The organism is Neogemmobacter tilapiae, assembly GCF_014652215.1.
In the GTDB taxonomy this organism is placed as follows: Bacteria; Pseudomonadota; Alphaproteobacteria; order Rhodobacterales; family Rhodobacteraceae; genus Neogemmobacter; species Neogemmobacter tilapiae.
Genome location: NZ_BMYJ01000004.1, coordinates 1 through 17,836 on the forward strand (window position 1 = coordinate 1; position 17,836 = coordinate 17,836).

A 17,836-nucleotide genomic window follows, 5' to 3' on the forward strand; every position below is an offset into this window, starting at 1 on the left:
GCACCGGCGAGGAAGAGCTGCTCCCGATCTCTGACAACAAAAGGCACCCGACAGAGCGGGTGCATTTTGGGGAGGTGACGCTGATCGGGCGGGTGGCGTGGTGGGGGCATACGAATAGAGAGTGAGCCCTGCCCCTCAAAGCGAAAAATGTACTCTTGATCAGCATTGACTCTTAAAGAGTTGGCAACGAAAGTCTAAAAAACTCAGATTATTCGTTCGGAAGTTCCGAAAATAGTTGAATGGTTTTGTTGCAGCCTCTGCAATTTCCACATGCCACTGTCGCGCGGTGACAGGAAAACGTCCAACCGAGGAGATCTCGAGGCACGCTGCTCTGCTTTACCAACGTAAGTGTGTCTATGGCTATAGCGGGCGCAGTAACTTGAAGTGATGGAAGTTCACACTGAAGAAGGTCTTGAATGCGGGAAAGGAAGGTCGGTGTTCCGTCTGCATGAACTGCATCCGTTGCGACAGTGCCGATCATTATCTCTTCGAGATCATTTCCTGCGTAACGCATCGCTGCCAAGGTTATGAGAAATTGATTGCGAAAAGGCCATGCCTCGGCGACCTTCGAATGGCTAGCAGCTGCCCGAGCCACCATGTCACCAGCGCCAAGCGCAGATATGTCGGCGGCTATCTGGTCTAATGGCAACCCAAGCCTGTCGGCAAGAAAGACAGCAGATCGTCGTTCTCCGGCTGCTGGAATCTGGCCGTAATCAACAAATGCTAGACGATCAGGTCGATAACTCCAAGCCAGAGCTGTTGACTCCACTCCACCAGAAAACAAGAGTACTTTCATGATCTAGCTGCCCACGCTACGTGATAAATTGCTGTTGAGAAGTCGTCGCAGATTTCCATTTCGGGAAACGTCGATAGCGAATGCGCTATGCTAGGAGATCCTTGCGAATATCCAACGATGGGCAATTTCGATCGAAATGCGTCAAATATCCAAAGCATGGTAGCCGTATCCAATTGATCGAGAAGCGCCAAAACCGCTGTTGGAGAAATCGAGGCTTTGCTCGCAGTTGATACGAACGGATCACCGCGTTCCATAGAGGAAGTCCCCGTTCTTGGCGAGATAGTTACGCCCATCCGGCGAAGAGCATCTCTTGCCTCATGAAACAACCAAGCACATGGCATCGACGACGTCGATCCCAATACGAGCACAGCGCCTGTGGTGCCGATTGGCGCAGGTAAGAAGTTCCCTTGAGACGAGGTTTCCGAGGTGCTCACGTGCCGAGTTTCCGCATATCGGGACACACAGCGAGACGCATGATCTGCCGCATCGGCGGGGCGGCGACCGTCACAAAGCCAGGCGCCCGAAAAAGCGGCTGTAAATATGTCTCCGGTGCCGATCTTATAAACTCGATCCGAACGATAGGCCGGAACAGTAGCCGTTAATTTGCCATTCTCGTAAACTCGACAGCCGTCGGCACCTGACTTGACGAGAATGACCGAAACATTGGAGCGAGCAGCGATTCGTTTGACCGCTTGCTCTTCGTCAGGCGCTCGAGAATAACTCAGCACTTCCTCTTGATTTAGGACGACAGCGAGCCGATCTGCGTGGGATCCGTTGGCTTCAAATGGAATAGGGTCTAAGCTTTGCGGGTCATACACGCAGGAATTTGCCGTGACGATTGCGTCTCCCTCCATCATTCCAAAGCGGAGCACAAACGCCGCATTGATTGTAATGGGCGGAGAAATCGAAATTTTGCCGGGGCTATAGATAGGCCGAGAAAGTGGGTGCATGTAGGAAAAATGGATTTGGTCGTTGCTGCTATAAGCAAAGTGCGTAATCCGAGGTGTGGCCATTATGGTTCGCGCCTCTTGCTGTAGATGAGGCGGGCAATAGTAGTGCCAACGAATTTCTTGTCCGGCATCAGCAAGGGCAATCGCCGCTCGGCCGCCGGAGCCAAGTATCTCCTCAACCTTGGGAAAACGGCAATTTTCTCCGTACAGACCGCCCGCCACATCAAGGGTTTTCATGCGTTCCTAACTTGGATAGTGATAGTCGACCCGGATATAGTCAGCACCTCTGCAACATATGCAACTCCGTTCAGCATGCATTCAATGACTTGAACCAGCACTTTTTTCCCGACCAATGACCCGACCTGCTCGTTCTCATTGTTACGAAGTTCAATCCGTGGCGGCGGACCTTGATTGTAGTGCAGCCTGAGGTGATCCCCTGTGGTAAGTTGAGCTACTAGGTCAGGAACGGGACCGAAAATCTTAGCTTCAAACACAATCTTGCACTTGGCGCCGTTTGATCGCGGATCGCGATCATCGTCGCTGATTACGGGATAGTTGCTCCCACCCATCACACATCTCCTGCATACGTGCATGAGCCGAGTTTAGCGCGGCACGTGTGATCTGACCAGTCTCGATCCTCCAGCGCGCATGTCGTCCCACATGATTGCATCCAAAACAGACGGAGGGTTGCCCAGAGCAGACGAGAACTCAAGAAACCGCTGTTCCAGGCGTGCATAGTCGCGCGGTAGACTGATTCCAAATTCAAACAGGCCCATGTACCAGCAGGCGCGGAGGATATGAATGTCGAGGATGGCCACCTCGTTCGATCTCCTCCAATTGCGGGTGATCCAACTTGCTGTTTTTGGGCCAATCCCAGGAAGGCGCGAAATCTTATCACGGAAATCTAAGTCAGACAGATCATCAAACTTGGTCGAAGAAAGTTGCTCAAGTGACGCCGACAAGCGAACAGCCTTCTGGTTTGGGAAACGATAGCGACGTTCATGCCCTTGAACAAGAATGGGTCCGCTCAACAAATCACGAAGGTGTTCCTTAGAAATGCGCTCGGAACTATCGAAGACACCATTTTCTCGCAGCAGCTGAAACGCTGCGGCATTCACTTCCATAGTTATTCCAAATCCGCCCAGGATGCAGAAGCCGATTTCCTCAAGAAGACTGCCACAGCTATCAGTGAAGTAGCCATGACCGGTGGCTTCACCTTCGGTGCATCGCATCTGCCAGTAAGCGGGCGTGAAAAACTGATCCACAGTACCGAAGGGGATGCCGGGAAGTATGTGAGCCCCCCCAACCTTCACCATAGCAGGCGACAAGACGTCGGAATTTTTCTCTTTCGCATCGAACATGCATAAAGTATGCATAAAGTATGCAGAATGGCAAGAAAAGAGTGAGCACCATTGGTGCTCGCATTAAAAGACACCGCCAAGACGAGGGGTTGGGACAAGCCGCTCTCGCCCTTCGCCTAGGGATCAGCCAGTCGGCGATCTCCCGCATAGAAAATGGAAGTATTTCAACAGGAAGAGCTCATGACCTGATCCGTGACTACTTGACGGAGGAAGATCGCAAGCATGGCTTGGACGAGATCTTGCAGAAGATATTTGCATCTCCCGAACTGCGAGATTTCGTTAGCAGAGTACTGCTAGAAGGGCACTAGGTCTGCATTTACTATGCACCTTCCATATCCATTCCGCGGTCGCAGTGCTGCATGTTGTCGGCAGCCAATCCGTCGAAGATCCATAAGGATTGGGTGAGAGAAACATCTGCTTGGAAAAGTGACAAATACGTGCCAGGAATGGTCTTGATCGCAAGCAGGAGCAGAACTTTGCACACCGGGAGGTTTGTTTAGCCGCCATGTCTCCAGGTCCCCTGAACATAGGAGCGCGCTCCTTTGGCGCGATTTTGTTCGTAGCGTTTGCGTCGACAATTCCTCTATCAAATTGGCTGATATCGAACGTGGGCACGACTTGCGTCCCCGATGGCCCATGTCTCATTCCTGTTGCACCAGGCATACTTGCTCCGAGCGGGGTGCTGACCATTGGAGCAGCTTTAGTTCTCAGGGATCTCATTCATAGGTATCTCGGCGCGAACTGGGCAATAGCTGCAATATTGGTCGGTGGTTGCGTGTCGTTGCTTACTGCGAGCCAAAATCTCGTAATAGCCTCTGTTGCCGCGTTCATGATTTCCGAAATGCTCGATTTTACCGTTTATGTGCCTCTCTCGCGGCGAAACCTTTCCCTTGCGATCCTAGTGAGCGGTGTAGTCGCAGCTATCGCGGACAGCGTAGTTTTCGTTTTACTGGCATTCGGATCTCTAGATCACGTGACGGGACAGATCATTGGAAAACTTTGGGCGTCAATAATTGTGGCAATGATCGTGTTTGCAGGAACTCGCCGAAGGGCTATCAGCAGAACAGACATCGGTGCCTAGAGCACAGCCCGGCGTTAAAGCTAAGCCTAGCTGGGTTCATATTAAGTCCCATACCGCTCGAATGCGTGGTCCACGCTCCCCAAAAGCCTGCTCGATCGACGCGCCCTCCACTAACTTGATCATCGATTTACGGAGAAGGTCTAGATCGATGAGATTCGCCAGCCGCCGTTTCCACATTACGTCTTCCAATTTAGTCATTGGATCATCGATTGATGAATAACTCTGATCATACAGACTGCCAGCTGCCGTGTAAGCATAGCGCAGCCAAGATAAACCATCGAAGATGTCTGCCCCAGCCATAAAGTAAAGAGCAGACATCGAGGGCTCCAACCCTCCAAATACATGGATAGGAATATGCAGATTCTCTGCGGTAAGGCAGTCTCGGAGTTCGCAGAGAAACTTCAGTCGTTCGCCCATTGAAGCGCCGATTTCTTTCTCAGTCACACCAATAATTGAGAATTCGGCCAGTTGCTTGGCGTATGGCGCGATTGCTGCAACGTCTAGGGAAGACTTCTTGCTAACCGGCTTCAGAAGGATGGTGACGGTAAGCCAAGGGAACTGCTTCGCCATTCCTTGTGCTCGCGCGATTTGCTCAGGCATAGGCATTTCGTGATCATAGGTGACCGCTACAAGTTCAGTTTTGCTGTCCCAATCAGCAAGAAGAGTATAGTAAAAATCCTCTGACCAACTCCGCGTACTGTCAGACTTAATGACGTCGGCAGCAACCCATTGTTGATTCCAAATTTCTTCATAGCCCCCGCTGTCTAACACTACCGCCGGGGACGGCGCTTCATCCAAGTGAGAGAACACGTCGTAGGGGATGTCAAGGCCAAGGCGATGATACAAGTCATACGCGCTGAGAAGGACTGGAGAGCAAATCTCTTTCAGGGTTTTATCTAAGAAGAGTTGCAGACGCTCTGGCGGACGCGCGCGACTTGAGTATGAAGGGATGAGGCAAGGCGTCTCGATGCTCCTGTTCCTCAATTTGATAGACCTTCGGCCCGCCCTGATTTTCATGCTAAACTCCCTTGGAAATCTCCGCTTTTGATCACTCAGCCAAGCGTTTTGCCGTTCATTGACTAGGGATGATGAAGAAAATTTGTTAGTCTCGCTGGTCTTCCATTCTATCGAATTCGTATGATGCGATCATGGCTTATACTTCAAAGGTGCGGTAAACTCTAAGGCGGCGTAGAATCTTCGAAACCTCTTTCTGCGGTTTCGACACTGCCGCCAGTCCCATTCAAACATAGGCCATACAACGACACCAGTACAACAATACAGCCAAGGGCCCCCATAACACTAAACATCGCCCGAAACACCTTGCCGTAAGTCCAGTGGCCATTGGGCGCTGCGTCTTTTGTCGAGCTAACCAGTTTTGCATCAACCGGTTCGTACGTGGCGATCACTCTCTCCGCCTTCTTTATGAGATCCGAGACCCGCTGATCCAGCTTAAAAAAGAGGAATGACAAGCCAGCAAGAATAAGGCCTAGGGCGGCAGTGGTGATTGAATTCATAGGAAAATTTTCGAATGCCTTCGCGATCCCTGTTATGAGGAGGCCAGAGAACACTACGTAGAAGTTGAACACGGTTATGCGTTGCTGTGCATGGAGATGGAAGTATTTCCAAGCATGATCGAGAGCTCTTCCATCATCCATGATCGCACGATCTCCTAGAATTTCCAGCCATTCTGCCCGGCGAATGGATCTCTGGTCAATCTTTACTTTGGCGGTACTGCTCGGCCCTACAAGTGTAGTCATGCCAACAGCGTACATCACCTTGAGGTGCCCCTAGGCTAGTAGACTAGGCTAGTAGACGTTTTGCTGCCTGCGGTGCCCTAAATTTGTCGACGCGCTGACAACTAACTTTGGATCAGGGCGACAACGACGTGACAATTGAGGCATCGGAAGCGCGCCAAGACAAGGCGTCTGGCGTTGTGGTAGGACTTCGATCGCAAGATCGAAATCTCACTCTATCACGGCATGCTCCTATGAGAGAAAACCCACCATTATCCTCCCGAGCTTGGGAGATGGTATCCTCTGCAGAGAAGTTACGCGACTTTGTTCGGCATGTCCGCGGACCAGAATCGATCTTCATCGATGCCGAGATTCCTTGGGGTTTCCATATCGCTCAGCCAATTCTCATGGCCCTTTCGATGGAGCTCGCGCTGAAGGCTTGGCGAATTCGAGAAGGTGCAACGAAACCGCAAATTAAGACGCACGATCTCCTGTCACTTTTTGAGGGTCTGAGCGAGGCCACGCAGCTACATTTGATACGAGCATGCCCTCGGTTTCTCGAGCAAGGTGCGGCGTGGCCCCCAACCTATACAAGGGACTTGAGGCGCATTCTGGAGATAAATCGCAATGTCTTTATCGAATGGCGCTATACGCACGAGCAGGATCATCTTGGCTTCGCCCCACTAGAGTTTGATGATGCCTTGTCAGTCGTTATTGCAGAGTATCGCAAACTCCCGCCCATCATACCCACTTCCTAAAAGTAAACTTGGCCCTCCATCTCCCACGACAAACCCCCGGCGTTCCTGCTACGTTCCTCATTCGCACGCGAGGAACAAATGCACCCACAACTTACCCCGATCTCCCCGATTTCCCCGGCCGCGCCATGGCTTGGTGGCAAACGAGCTCTTGCAAAGCGCATATGCGCCAAAATTGATGCCATTCCCTGCGAAACCTATGCCGAGCCCTTCGTCGGCATGGGCGGCATCTTCCTGCGCCGATCGGCGAAGCCGCGGGCGGAGGTGATCAACGACAAGGGTCGGGACGTCGCGAACTTCTTCCGGATCCTGCAGCGTCACTATGTCGCTTTTCTAGACATGCTGCGGTTTCAGATCACGGTCCGGGCGGAATTCAACCGTCTGGTCGCCACCGACCCAGAAACGCTGACCGACCTCGAGCGCGCCGCGCGGTTCTTGTACCTTCAGCGCTGCGCCTTTGGCGGCAAGGTGTCCGGCCGGAACTTTGGAGTTTCGGTCGGCCGGGCAGGGCGGTTCAACCTGACCAGCCTCGAGCCGATGCTCGAGGATCTGCATAGCCGCCTGGCGGGCGTCATCATTGAATGCTTGGACTACGGCGATTTCCTGACCCGTTACGACACGCCTCAAACCCTCTTCTACCTCGACCCGCCCTATTGGGGCTGCGAGACCGACTATGGCAAAGCGATGTTCGAGCGGGCGGATTTCATGCGGCTGAGCGGGTGTTTGCAGAGCCTTAAAGGCCGATTTATCCTCTCGATCAATGACGTGCCCGAGATCCGCGCGATCTTCGCCTGGGCCGCGATCGAGGAGGTCAACACGATCTACACGATCAACTCCAGTCTTGACGCGAGAGTGCCACGCGGCGAGCTTCTCATCAGTAGCATTTGAATCCCGGCTCGCTGTCTTCGCAAAATACACGAAGGTCTGAGCTGCTGCCCGGAAATTGCAAGAAAGTCTGCACTCGGACTTTTCAACTTTGGGGCATACTTGCGAAACCTTGGCAGCCGGAGCGAAATACATTGCCATCTATCGCGTCTAACTGTCAGAAAGGGCTTTTGACCCCTCGACACGAACTCTCTTGCCCATCAAGCTGGCGGTTGCGGCATTCAAAGAGGAGCAATGTGTTGCAGCCTTACACGTGCAAAAATGGTGAAGTCGTTCAGATCGCCATAGACGAGGATGATTCCTATGAGGCCAAGGTCTTCGGGCCCAATGGCGAGAAGATCGGCGGAATGGTGTTTCATTTGTATGAGGATTACGATACTTACCTCAAGTTGACTTGGATGTACCTCGACGTAAATAATCCTCGCTGGAAGCGCCAAGGGATCGGCCGTGAAATTTTATTGAGAGTTAAGGCTGCCTCCGACCTTCCGATCACAGCGAGTTCCAATGACGGTCAAAGGCGGGACGACGGTAGTCATCTGACCGGCGATGGTCCGGCTTTTGTTGCGAAGATGCGCCAAGATGGTATCATCGCGAACGATCATACTTAGCGACACTCGCTTGTCGGTCACAACCGGTCGGCCATCGCCAGCCACAACTCAAGAGGCCCACACGCTGAGCTTCTGATCAACCGGATGGCATAAAGAGTCCGATAATCCGTTGTATGTTGAGTGATCGAGATGGGCAGCTGCAGCTACGCCTTTCCTTTTGTATACAAAGACTTCTGCTGAACATGCAAATGGCGGAGCACCTTCCGACGCCATTTGCATGTTCGAGGTCTCAATTTGCCGAACCTCCTTTGGCACGCGCTGCGAACAGATGATCGTTATTGAATTAATTCAAATATTTAAACGTTTCGCGCCGCGAGCCTCCGACAACTAAGTTCGCTGTCCATAGGTGAGCCAATTGCCCCAACTAGAGCTGGCCTGCCGACTTAGAAAACGAGCGCTACACTTCGCCTAGATGGCCCAGAAAGGCCTTGTTTACATGATGTTTCCGCCTACTTCCACCATCGTCCGAGGCCTTCCGGCGTCCTGCGAGGCTTGGTGTCAAAGCACACGCACCAAGCTGCCATCCTGGGGCAGTTGGCGCTCAAGATCCGCATGGAACCGGTGAACTTTCGTGCAGTCCATGGCCGTCAGGCTGACGCCGTCGGCAGATTCCTTCGCGCAAAACGGTGGGTAGGCCAGAATAAGCTGCCCTTCGGGCAGATCGCCTTTTTCCTTGCGAAACTGGATCAACGGCTCAGCACTCAAGGTCGCAACAGGATCGGCCTCCACGGCTGCAAGAAACTGTTTCAGCGTCAGATTGGTGGCATGAACAGCACCGGTCTCGGCCTCCAGACGAAGGATTGTTCCGTCTGAGAGGAAAAACTGGTCACCAACGCAATCCTCGGCAAATGGCACCCAGTGGGCCGCGACAGAGGGATATAGAAGGTGGAAGGCATCTTTGCCATGCCAAACCTCTTCGAGAGAGTGCCAACGCGGGCTTTGGCAGAGGCCACGGACATGAAGCGCACCACCATACAGGATGAAGCCGTTGATCTGTTCCAGCAGCGCGCCCAAGTTGCTTGGCAAATGGTCCAGATTGGCTGAGCCATCCAATTCTGGCCCGATATAGGTAACGCCACTGAGGTCCATGTTTCACCTGCCAGGATCCGATCAAAGCAAAGGCTAGCTGGGTTGGCGGGTCGGCGCAAAGGCCAATGGGCATCGCGCCTTCAACTTTAAGGTCTCACAGTCCGCGACAGAGGGATATAGAAGGTGGAAGGCATCTTTGCCGTGCCAAACCTCTTCGAGAGAGTGCCAACGCGGGCTTTGGCAGAGGCCACGGACATGAAGCGCACCGGCGAGGAAGAGCTGCTCCCGATCTCTGACAACAAAAGGCACCCGACAGAGCGGGTGCATTTTGGGGAGGTGACGCTGATCGGGCGGGTGGCGTGGTGGGGGCATACGAATCGCGAATGACCCAAAAATGACGGTCTTGCACCGTTTGTCTTCCGCGAGTTTTGGGGCGTTCTGGCGTCAATCAAACCCCTACAGTGGCATTGTGGATAAGTCGGAAATCGGCTGAGCGGCTGTAGAATTTTTTTCTCTTGTTTTTCGCATTTTCATGAATCTGCCTCTTGCACCTCCCGCCCTGTGTTGCAACCTTATGTTGTATGTAGTCGCTTGAGTGCGCCCCGGAAGTGTGAAGACGGAGGTCGCTCAGGCAGTCACCCAACCTAACGGTCGTTCGGCCGAGAATGGGGGTAGCTATGTCGGAAACTTCACACCTGAATATCATCAACGTACAAATTTACGCCGAAGACCAAGCCGCTATCGACAAGGCAAATGGCACCTATGATGCCAATATAGCCTCGGATCCGAAGTACTATTTCTGGCACGGCGATCATCAAACCATTCCAGTCGGTATGTACGGAAAGCCCGAGCTTTTCGTCGACAAGATTGTTGCGGCTCTCCCGACGGTGAACTGCATCCGGGTCGGCTTTAACAAGAACAGCTTTAACGCAGACGGGAGCCTTCACGAGGACTTTGAAGCGTTCCTTGAGGCGGCTGCTGCCAAAGGGCTGCAGCTGATCCTCGTGCTGCAGGAAGGGGACGCGCAGCGCCTTGTGGGCACGGCGGAGACGCTTCGAGATGCCCTGACAGGCGAAGTTCTGGCCAACATGAAAGCCGGTTGGACCAAGATGATGCGCTGGATGGCCGAGCACAGCGATGTAAGGGATGCCGTCTACGGCTGGGAGCTCGTCAACGAACCTGCCACGTATATGAGCGCGATTGTGCGGCGCGACAACGCGAGCGCAGCGGAGAAGGCCGAGTTTGTCGGTCTGTATGTCAATCATATGAAGCAGCTGGCCGAGATCATCCAGCCGGAGGCTGACGAAAAGATCCTTGTCGATCTCTTTGGGTGGGCCGGGCAGAGTGAGATCTTGGCGGAAAAGCTTTTCGGGAACCAGTCGGCAATCGATCTGTTCAGGGCGGCGTTTGATGATGATCTTGTCTGGTCAGCACATTTCTATGCCGGTTGGCGCGAAACGGCCGAGGCCACAACGCCGTCTCAGATCATTGCCGAGTGGAAGAAAATGCTCGCGGCTTTGGGTGATGACGATGTTATCCTGACTGAGACGAATGCGCCGGGATCAGAGGTTTTCAATCCATACGCCGAGGGGCAAGACGTCACGGCCACAGCCTTAGCATTTGACTGGCTGGCCCAGAACGGGATCGGTATCGGATGGTTCCCAGGCGTCCAAACCGGGGCATCAAACCTGGCCACAATCTGGTCCAATGGCGCGATCAACTATCTTCACCAAGCCAGCTTGGCTGCAGCTCTCAACGCCTATTCCTACGGCGAGACCAATGATGCGGCAGGCAACGAGATCTATGATGGGCAAATTCGGCTCGTGGCTGCGAGACTAAGGAATGCGCCCACCGACGTGGACTATTCTAGCAGGTTGTTTGACCCCGTTGGCTATGCGGGCTTTGCCTTTGGTTCAGACGCATCTGACGCGATTGTTGGCAGCGGACTGGCGAACAACTTTCTTTATGGAGGGGCGGGCGGCGATACGATCACCGGTGCGGCAAATGACGACTTTCTATTCGGACAAAGTGGCAACGACACGTTGCACAGCAGAGCTGGGAATGACCATCTTTTCGGCGGTGCGGGCCGCGATGTCCTTCATGCCGAGGGTGGTTTCACCCGCATGTATGGCGGGCAAGGTTCCGACCATTTCATCTCGAGCGTCGAGGGGCATACTGAAATTGCAGACTTCAACCGTGTGGCTGGCGATTCATGGAGCTTGTCAGAAGGCGCAACGATCTGCAGCACCTATGCGGTTGATCTGAACGGCGATGGTCGGCGTGAACAGGTGGTAAACTTCTCAAATGGCGGGACGGTCACGATCTTTGTCGAGGGTGGATCTCCGAGCGCGAACAGACCGAGTGTCGACGCCGATTTCGAAAAGCTACCTTTGGGCTTGTTCGGCGGAGGTGCAGGCATCGTTTTTGGGATGGCCTCCGACGACAACCTCATAGCGGCGCAAGGACAAGCCACCCTCTTCGGTGGGGCGGGCGACGACTCCCTTATCGGTGGAACAGAAGCGGACGCTCTGTGGGGAGGCACACAGGATGATTTTATCAGCGGAAAGGCCCGCGGTGACCATCTGTTTGGCGATCAAGGGAATGATCTCCTCAGGGGTGACGGGGGTGCTGATACTCTCTATGGCGGTGGTGGAGCAGACCGTCTGCTTGGAGGTGCCGGGGCTGATAGGCTTTTTGGTGGGCAAGGTGCGGATATCTTGGATGGGAATGGGGGGGGCGACACGCTATCTGGCGGCTCTGGTGCTGACACCTTTGTTTTCTCGAAAGGTGGTGGCGCTGCCAGAGTTGTCGACTTCCAAACTGACGGAGGAGACAAGGTGGCTGTAGTCGGCTTTCCAGGGCTGAAGAGCCTTTCCGATGTACGAGAGAAGGGGACTGATACATCCGCAGGCTTTTTCTTGAAGCTGGGCGACGAGACCCTTTTGCTCCTCGGCGTGAAGGAAAAAGATCTGGCGGCAAGGAATTTCTTGTTCGGGGACAATGGCCTATTCTGAAGAGTGAGATACCCTGCAATGTTTGGACAGATTTCCGGCTGAGTTAGAGGACTCAGAAGGCCCTGTTTACATGATGCTTCCGCCTACTTCCACCATCGTCCGAGGCCTTCGGGCGTCCTGCGAGGTTTGGTGTCAAAGCGCAATCTGTCGCCCGCCCCGGCATGGTCGAGCGGCGTTGGCGTGGAGGTGGGGGCAGGTCAGGGGTGATTTCAGTAACCCGCCTGCGCGCAATAAGTTATTATGCACTTGCAGAAAAATACCCGATAATGTGACTAGTAAAATCGAATCGTGGATAATGTCCTCAAATTGGCGCAAGTATAAATCAATGATTGATTCAGATTACATTGATTCAATCTAGGGAGGAATCCCAGCCATCATAAAACCCAATTTGCTCCGTGTTTCTGATTTCTTTTGTCTTAATATCTGATTAACTGATTTGATCGAATCCGAGCCGAAGTGTCATGAGAAGAGTGTCGCGGTTGCAGCGATTTTTGCTGCAACTGCATTTTTTCCGCGATGCAGCGTGATTGGAAAGCGCATCGCCCCCAGCGTGAAAGGACAAGCTATGGCCACAATTACCGTTAATACCGAAAACCCGGTATCCGCGACGAACTTTCATACCATTCAGGCCGCTGTGACGGCCGCTGCGGTGAATGACACGATCCTTGTGTCGCCCGGCACCTATAACGAGAACGTCAACATCACCAAAAGCCTGACGCTGCTTTCCACCGGCGGGGCCGACGCGACCATCATCAACGGCAGCCAAGGCGGCGCGACGCAAGGCACCATCACTGTTGGCAACAACGTGAACAATGTGCGGATCGGCGATGCGGGCCAAGGCTTTACCGTCAATGGCATCGACGGGCCGAACCCAGGGACCACCTCGGCAGCCATTTATCTGAATGGCAACCACAACAACGTCACCATCGAGGGCAACACCGTCGTCGCCATGGGCGATGCCGGGCTTTATGGCACCGGTTCGAATGACAACATCACCGTGGACGGGAATACGTTTTCGGGCCAGACCTTCAACGGCCTTGCCCCCAGCGGCGGCAATCCGGCGCGGTCCTTGGTGCAGCTTGGCTCGAACGGCGGCACCAGCGACGACATTGATTTTGTGAACAACACGGTATCGGGCACCGCCGGGGGCGGGGCTTCGGGCAACTATCTGGTGCAGATTGACGCTGATGGCAGCGTGATCAGCGGCAACACTTTCACGGGCTTTACGACGGGTGTGAACGCGCAGGTGCGTATCCAGGAAGACGACACGGATGTCACCGGCAACACCTTTAGCCAGAGCGGCTCGGGTGCGATTGGCGTGGAGTTCAATCTGAGCGGCGGCGAAGATGAAGGCACCGTCACCGAAAACGCCTATCACTACAACGAAGGCAATGACACCTTCACCCTGGTGCGGGGCGACGATACGGTTGATGGCGGCGATGGCACCGACACCTTGCAACTGAGCAGCGGTGGTGGCGGGACGATCAATCTGGTCGATCTGGAATCGGGCTATGTCTTTTCCAACGTCACCGGCTTTGACACCGTTCTGAACATCGAAAACGTGCGGGGCAGCAGTGCCGATGACACGATCATCGGCGATGGCAACGACAACGTGATTTATGCGAGCGGCGGCACGGATGTCATCGACGGGCGCGGTGGGAATGACACATTCGACACCACGGCGACGAACAGCACCGTGGTTGTCATGCTGGAATTCGGCACGGCGACGAACGGCGTGGATGCGACGCTGGAAGGGATTGAGAACGTCACCACTGGCAATGGCGCGGATCTGGTGATCGGCGATGATGCGGCGAACGTTCTGAAAACTGGGGGCGGCAATGACGTCTCCAACGGGCGCGGCGGCGACGATTCGATGGACGGTGGCAGCGGCAATGATCGGCTGTTCGGCGAAGAAGGCGACGACACGATCACCGGCGGGTCGGGCAATGACCTGCAAGACGGTGGCGAGGGCGACGATCTGCTGATGGGTGGGTCGGGCGCGGACGAGATGGTGGGTGGCGAGGGCACTGACACCGTCGACTATTCTGCCTCGGGCAATGGGGTGAACGTCAATCTGGGCACGGGCGTCGGGTCGGGCGGCGACGCGCAGGGCGACAGCTATTCCGGCGTGGAAAATGTCATGGGCTCGGCCCACAGCGACACGATCACCGGCGACGAGGCCGACAACGAACTGTCGGGCGGCGCGGGCAATGACATGCTGAACGGCGGTGAGGGTGACGACACCATTGACCATGGCAACGGCAACGACGTCATTGATGGCGGCGATGGCGACGGCGATGTGGTGATCTTTGAGGGTGATTGGGCCGACTACACCATCACCCTGAACGACGGCACCTACACGATCACCGATGGCGTCTATACCGACACGGTGACGGGCGTTGAAAAATTCGTCTTCAATGGCGAAGAAATCGACGTCAGCGAAGACCCCTATGTCATCGTGACCGGCGAAGGGCCGGAGGTCGTTTCCATCGTCGAGGATGACGAAGACACCGATGATGGCTATGGCGAAGACGACGATGCCGAAACCATCGAAGTGGACGAAGATGCTGCCGAAGACACGGTGGTGGCGACGGTGACGGCAGATGATTCCAACCTGCCGATGGGCGATGAGTTGACCTTTGAACTGGTCGACGACATGGGCGATGCTTATGAGGGCCCGTTCGCCATCACCAAAACTGCCGATGGCACGGCGCAGATCACCCTGACCGGCGCTTTGGATTTCCTGACGGAAGACAGCTATGTGCTGACCGTCAAGATCACCGACACGCTGGGTCATGAGACGACGCAAGAGGTGACGATCAACGTTCTGGACATCAACGACGCGCCGACCGACATCGAGTTTGACGACGAAACCCCGTCGATCGACGAAAACGACGATGGGGCGGTGGTGACGGTTCTGGCGGGGGTCGATCAGAACCCGGCGGATACGCTGAGCTATAGTGTTGATGATACCCGGTTCGAGGTCGTTCTGGACGGCAGCGACTATGTTCTGAAGCTGAAGGACGGCCAAACGCTGGACCACGAAACCGAAGGCGAAGTGACGGTCGAAGTGACGGTGACCGACAGCAAGGGCGAGACCTATTCGGAAGATATCACGATCACGGTTGATGATGTGAACGAGGCCCCGACCGATGTCGAAGTCTCGCCAGAAGAGCCCTCGGTTGACGAAAACGACGATGGCGCGACGGTGGCCACGCTGGCGGCGGTTGACCCGGACGATGGCGACACCTTCACCTATTCGGTGGACGACGCCCGGTTCGAAGTGGTGATTGAGGGCGACAGCTATGTGCTAAAGCTGAAGTCGGGCGAGACGCTGGACTTTGAAACCGAAACCTCAGTTGACGTCGAAGTGACCGTGGAAGATGCGGGTGGGCTGACCTACAGCGAAACCGTGACGGTCAACGTGGATGATGTGAACGAGGTTCCGACCGACATCACCTTTGGTAACGATACGCCGGCGGTGGACGAAGCCTTGGATGGCGCTGAAATCACGACGTTGGAAATCAGCGATCCGGATGCGGGCGACAGCTTTACCTTTGAGGTGGATGACGACCGGTTCGAGGTGGTGGAAGACGAGGGCGAATTCGTTCTGCGTTTGAAATCCGGCCAGGTGTTGGACTACGAAGCCGCGACCACGGTGACGGTTGAGGTGACGGTGACCGACAGCGGCGGGCTGAGCCGTTCCGAAGAAATCACCATCACCGTGAATGCGGTGAACGAAGCGCCGGGTAATGGCGATCCGCTGGCGGATTGGACCCCGGCGACGGTGGAGACGGGCCGTCGCTCGGCTGTGCTGTTCCCCGAGGCCGTGGTGGTGGATCCGGAAGGTGACACCCTGACCTATACGCTGGAAACCGGACCGTCGGCGGGCACCTTGCTGCTGAACGGTGTGGCGATCACGGTGGGTCAGGTGCTGACCGAGGCCGAGTTCCATGCCATGACCTATCAGACACCGGCAGAAGGCGACTATTCAGCGCTGTTCACCGTGTCGGACGGCGAGAACGAGGTTGATCTAACCTTGGCGCTGGATGTGGGTGGGCCGGTTAGCGACGTCATTCTGGGCACCATTGCAGGGGAAATCCTGGATGGTGGGGCCGGCAATGACAATGTGAAGGGCGGTCTTGGCCGCGATCAGTTGATCGGCGGGGACGGCGACGATTCGCTGTTTGGTGGCAAAGGCATCGACAGCTTGGAAGGCGAAAAAGGCGGCGATATGTTGGCCGGTCGTCGGGGTGGTGATCTGCTGCAAGGCGGTGATGGCGACGATCTTATCTATGGTGGGGTCGGGGCCGATTTGCTGGAAGGCGGGCGCGGTAAGGACACGCTGCGTGGCGGTGATGAGGCCGACACGCTGGCGGGCGGCGGCGGCACGGATCGTCTGGTCGGTGGTGACGGGGCTGATGTCTTTGTCTTTGACATGATGGGCCTCGGCCATGCCGATACCATCGCGGACTTCCAAAGTGCGCGCGACTCGATCCATCTGTCACAGGCCACGTTTGCGGCCTTGGGTGGCACGGTGGGTGCTGGGGAGTTCCGTATTGGCAGTGCGGCGCAAGATGCGAACGATCATCTGGTCTATGAGCAGAGCACCGGGCGGCTGTTCTATGATGCCGATGGTTCTGGCGCGGGCGACAAAAAGCTGATTGCGACCCTGGAAGCGGGCACCGTGCTGACGGCGGATCATTTCGACATGATCTGACGAAGGCGACACAGAAACGAAGGGCCGGGCAATTTGCCCGGCCCTTTTTATGTGAAGGCCGAACCGTGGTGATGCTCTTGTATCAGATCTTTTCGATCAACCTGGGCGGCTGTGGGGGTGAGGGCTTCTGCTTTTGCGCCCTCTTGAAGACCTTTTTTGAAGGCACGAATGCCTATGCCGACCTCGCCCATCATGGACGAAACCTTGCCCCGGCCGAACAGGACAAGAACGACGGCGGCAATCAGCAAAAGTTGTGTGGGGCCCATCGGGTGCATGATCATTCTGCTGGTCGCGCGCTTGCGGCGATGGGCCTTTCTGGCAAAGGCACGGGGCTGGCGGAATGTGGGCGGCTTTCGTTGCCGACCGGAGATTGGCAATGTGTTGATCGAATGGAACCCCTAGCGGTTCTGTGATGGGCGTCTGGGGGCTGCGCGGAAAGGTTGTCTGTGTCTCGACGCAAGGAACCCGGCGCGGGCTTTAGTTGGCCAGTTGTGACGCTGTCCGTGCTGGCCGGAATTCGGTGATGGTGTATTGCGCCAAACCGTGTTGTTTGAAGGGATCGGCTTCCAATAGGCTTTCCAGCACCGTGCGGCTTTTGGCGGTGGCGATGATCACGCCGCCGGTTCGGGGAACCTTGGCCCCCGACGCAATAAAGCAGCCCGATGCGTAATGTTCTTCAAGAAAATCCAGATGCGGTTTGATCTGTGGTTCGACCTGATCCAGAGGCACCAGATAGTGAAGGTCGACGACGAACAAATTCTGTCCGGGCGGGATGAGAGGCATGGGATCTCGGATCTTTTGGCTTGGGTCATTTGCGCCGCCTTGGTTGCACCGAAGGGGTTGAATGTCCACTGGGCGCAGATAGTCCGCCTGGGGGCTTGAAACTGTCGAACGGGTTTGGCGG

The 17,836-nt window shown here is 55.2% G+C and carries 16 protein-coding genes; 8 read left to right on the forward strand and 8 right to left on the reverse strand.

All coding sequences use genetic code 11. The features are described from left to right. Positions 1–208 precede the first annotated feature (208 nt). The 3 genes from IE095_RS06805 to IE095_RS06815 form a co-directional block, all read right to left on the reverse strand. Entirely contained in the window at positions 209–796 is a 588-nt protein-coding gene (locus IE095_RS06805) for a 7-cyano-7-deazaguanine synthase (protein ID WP_189410894.1), read from the reverse strand. Then, entirely contained in the window at positions 793–1,983 is a 1,191-nt protein-coding gene (locus IE095_RS06810; RefSeq protein WP_189410895.1) for a carbohydrate kinase family protein, read from the reverse strand. The genes IE095_RS06805 and IE095_RS06810 overlap by 4 nt, the downstream gene beginning before the upstream one ends. Positions 1,984–2,348: 365 nt before the next feature. Next, positions 2,349–3,107, reverse strand: coding sequence for an 8-oxoguanine DNA glycosylase (locus tag IE095_RS06815; RefSeq protein WP_189410896.1), 759 nt, complete (start codon positions 3,105–3,107; stop codon positions 2,349–2,351). 20 nt (positions 3,108–3,127) lie between these two features. Between IE095_RS06815 and IE095_RS18720 the strand changes: the two genes are divergently transcribed. Both IE095_RS18720 and IE095_RS18580 read left to right on the forward strand, forming a co-directional pair. Then, complete coding sequence (locus IE095_RS18720; protein ID WP_189410897.1) at positions 3,128–3,415, forward strand: helix-turn-helix domain-containing protein; 288 nt, start codon at positions 3,128–3,130, stop codon at positions 3,413–3,415. Positions 3,416–3,612: 197 nt separating this feature from the next. Beyond that, on the forward strand, positions 3,613–4,188 hold the full coding sequence (locus tag IE095_RS18580; RefSeq protein WP_189410898.1) for a VUT family protein: 576 nt from the start codon (positions 3,613–3,615) through the stop codon (positions 4,186–4,188). A gap of 36 nt (positions 4,189–4,224) precedes the next feature. On the opposite strand, the gene IE095_RS06830 is transcribed toward IE095_RS18580, so the two are convergent. Next, complete coding sequence (locus tag IE095_RS06830; protein WP_189410899.1) at positions 4,225–5,205, reverse strand: hypothetical protein; 981 nt, start codon at positions 5,203–5,205, stop codon at positions 4,225–4,227. Between the two features lie 161 nt (positions 5,206–5,366). Then, a complete protein-coding gene (locus IE095_RS06835; RefSeq protein WP_189410900.1) occupies positions 5,367–5,963 on the reverse strand; it encodes a hypothetical protein in 597 nt (198 codons plus the stop codon). A 794-nt stretch (positions 5,964–6,757) separates the two neighbouring features. Here IE095_RS06835 and IE095_RS06840 point away from each other — a divergent pair. Together IE095_RS06840 and IE095_RS06845 are read left to right on the forward strand one after the other, a co-directional pair. Further along, positions 6,758–7,564 carry a DNA adenine methylase gene (locus IE095_RS06840; RefSeq protein WP_189410901.1) on the forward strand — a complete coding sequence of 269 codons (807 nt, stop codon included), beginning with the start codon at positions 6,758–6,760 and terminating at the stop codon, positions 7,562–7,564. A gap of 236 nt (positions 7,565–7,800) precedes the next feature. After that, positions 7,801–8,169: a hypothetical protein gene (locus IE095_RS06845; RefSeq protein ID WP_189410902.1), complete on the forward strand. Its 369-nt coding sequence runs from the start codon at positions 7,801–7,803 to the stop codon at positions 8,167–8,169. Between the two features lie 498 nt (positions 8,170–8,667). On the opposite strand, the gene IE095_RS06850 is transcribed toward IE095_RS06845, so the two are convergent. Beyond that, complete coding sequence (locus tag IE095_RS06850; protein ID WP_189410903.1) at positions 8,668–9,258, reverse strand: SMI1/KNR4 family protein; 591 nt, start codon at positions 9,256–9,258, stop codon at positions 8,668–8,670. A 123-nt stretch (positions 9,259–9,381) separates the two neighbouring features. Here IE095_RS06850 and IE095_RS06855 point away from each other — a divergent pair, with 123 nt between their 5' ends. The 3 genes from IE095_RS06855 to IE095_RS06865 all read left to right on the forward strand — a co-directional run bounded on the left by IE095_RS06855 (position 9,382) and on the right by IE095_RS06865 (position 16,932). Further along, complete coding sequence (locus tag IE095_RS06855; RefSeq protein ID WP_189410904.1) at positions 9,382–9,585, forward strand: hypothetical protein; 204 nt, start codon at positions 9,382–9,384, stop codon at positions 9,583–9,585. Between the two features lie 290 nt (positions 9,586–9,875). After that, positions 9,876–12,212, forward strand: coding sequence for a calcium-binding protein (locus IE095_RS06860; RefSeq protein WP_189410905.1), 2,337 nt, complete (start codon positions 9,876–9,878; stop codon positions 12,210–12,212). A 565-nt stretch (positions 12,213–12,777) separates the two neighbouring features. Next, positions 12,778–16,932: a cadherin domain-containing protein gene (locus IE095_RS06865; RefSeq protein ID WP_189410906.1), complete on the forward strand. Its 4,155-nt coding sequence runs from the start codon at positions 12,778–12,780 to the stop codon at positions 16,930–16,932. 47 nt (positions 16,933–16,979) lie between these two features. Here the strand turns inward: IE095_RS06865 and IE095_RS06870 are convergent, their stop codons facing one another. Beyond that, a complete protein-coding gene (locus tag IE095_RS06870; RefSeq protein ID WP_373295399.1) occupies positions 16,980–17,213 on the reverse strand; it encodes a twin-arginine translocase TatA/TatE family subunit in 234 nt (77 codons plus the stop codon). Here IE095_RS06870 and IE095_RS18585 point away from each other — a divergent pair. Continuing rightward, the gene (locus IE095_RS18585; protein ID WP_268247714.1) at positions 17,206–17,334 is read left to right on the forward strand and encodes a hypothetical protein; all 129 of its coding nucleotides are present in this window, start codon (positions 17,206–17,208) and stop codon (positions 17,332–17,334) included. The genes IE095_RS06870 and IE095_RS18585 overlap by 8 nt on opposite strands. A gap of 75 nt (positions 17,335–17,409) precedes the next feature. On the opposite strand, the gene IE095_RS06875 is transcribed toward IE095_RS18585, so the two are convergent. Further along, a complete protein-coding gene (locus tag IE095_RS06875) occupies positions 17,410–17,715 on the reverse strand; it encodes a YciI family protein (protein ID WP_229804595.1) in 306 nt (101 codons plus the stop codon). Positions 17,716–17,836 lie beyond the last annotated feature (121 nt).

Bases quoted from the DNA above. Each gene is read 5' to 3' on its own strand.
- IE095_RS06805 (WP_189410894.1), bottom strand. From the start codon at position 796: ATGAAAGTACTCTTGTTTTCTGGTGGAGTGGAGTCAACAGCTCTGGCT.
- IE095_RS06810 (WP_189410895.1), bottom strand. From the start codon at position 1,983: ATGAAAACCCTTGATGTGGCGGGCGGTCTGTACGGAGAAAATTGCCGT.
- IE095_RS06815 (WP_189410896.1), bottom strand. From the start codon at position 3,107: ATGTTCGATGCGAAAGAGAAAAATTCCGACGTCTTGTCGCCTGCTATG.
- IE095_RS18720 (WP_189410897.1), top strand. From the start codon at position 3,128: ATGCAGAATGGCAAGAAAAGAGTGAGCACCATTGGTGCTCGCATTAAA.
- IE095_RS18580 (WP_189410898.1), top strand. From the start codon at position 3,613: ATGTCTCCAGGTCCCCTGAACATAGGAGCGCGCTCCTTTGGCGCGATT.
- IE095_RS06830 (WP_189410899.1), bottom strand. From the start codon at position 5,205: ATGAAAATCAGGGCGGGCCGAAGGTCTATCAAATTGAGGAACAGGAGC.
- IE095_RS06840 (WP_189410901.1), top strand. From the start codon at position 6,758: ATGCACCCACAACTTACCCCGATCTCCCCGATTTCCCCGGCCGCGCCA.
- IE095_RS06850 (WP_189410903.1), bottom strand. From the start codon at position 9,258: ATGGACCTCAGTGGCGTTACCTATATCGGGCCAGAATTGGATGGCTCA.
- IE095_RS06860 (WP_189410905.1), top strand. From the start codon at position 9,876: ATGTCGGAAACTTCACACCTGAATATCATCAACGTACAAATTTACGCC.
- IE095_RS06865 (WP_189410906.1), top strand. From the start codon at position 12,778: ATGGCCACAATTACCGTTAATACCGAAAACCCGGTATCCGCGACGAAC.
- IE095_RS18585 (WP_268247714.1), top strand. From the start codon at position 17,206: ATGATCATTCTGCTGGTCGCGCGCTTGCGGCGATGGGCCTTTCTGGCA.
- IE095_RS06870 (WP_373295399.1), bottom strand. From the start codon at position 17,213: ATGATCATGCACCCGATGGGCCCCACACAACTTTTGCTGATTGCCGCC.
- IE095_RS06875 (WP_229804595.1), bottom strand. From the start codon at position 17,715: ATGCCTCTCATCCCGCCCGGACAGAATTTGTTCGTCGTCGACCTTCAC.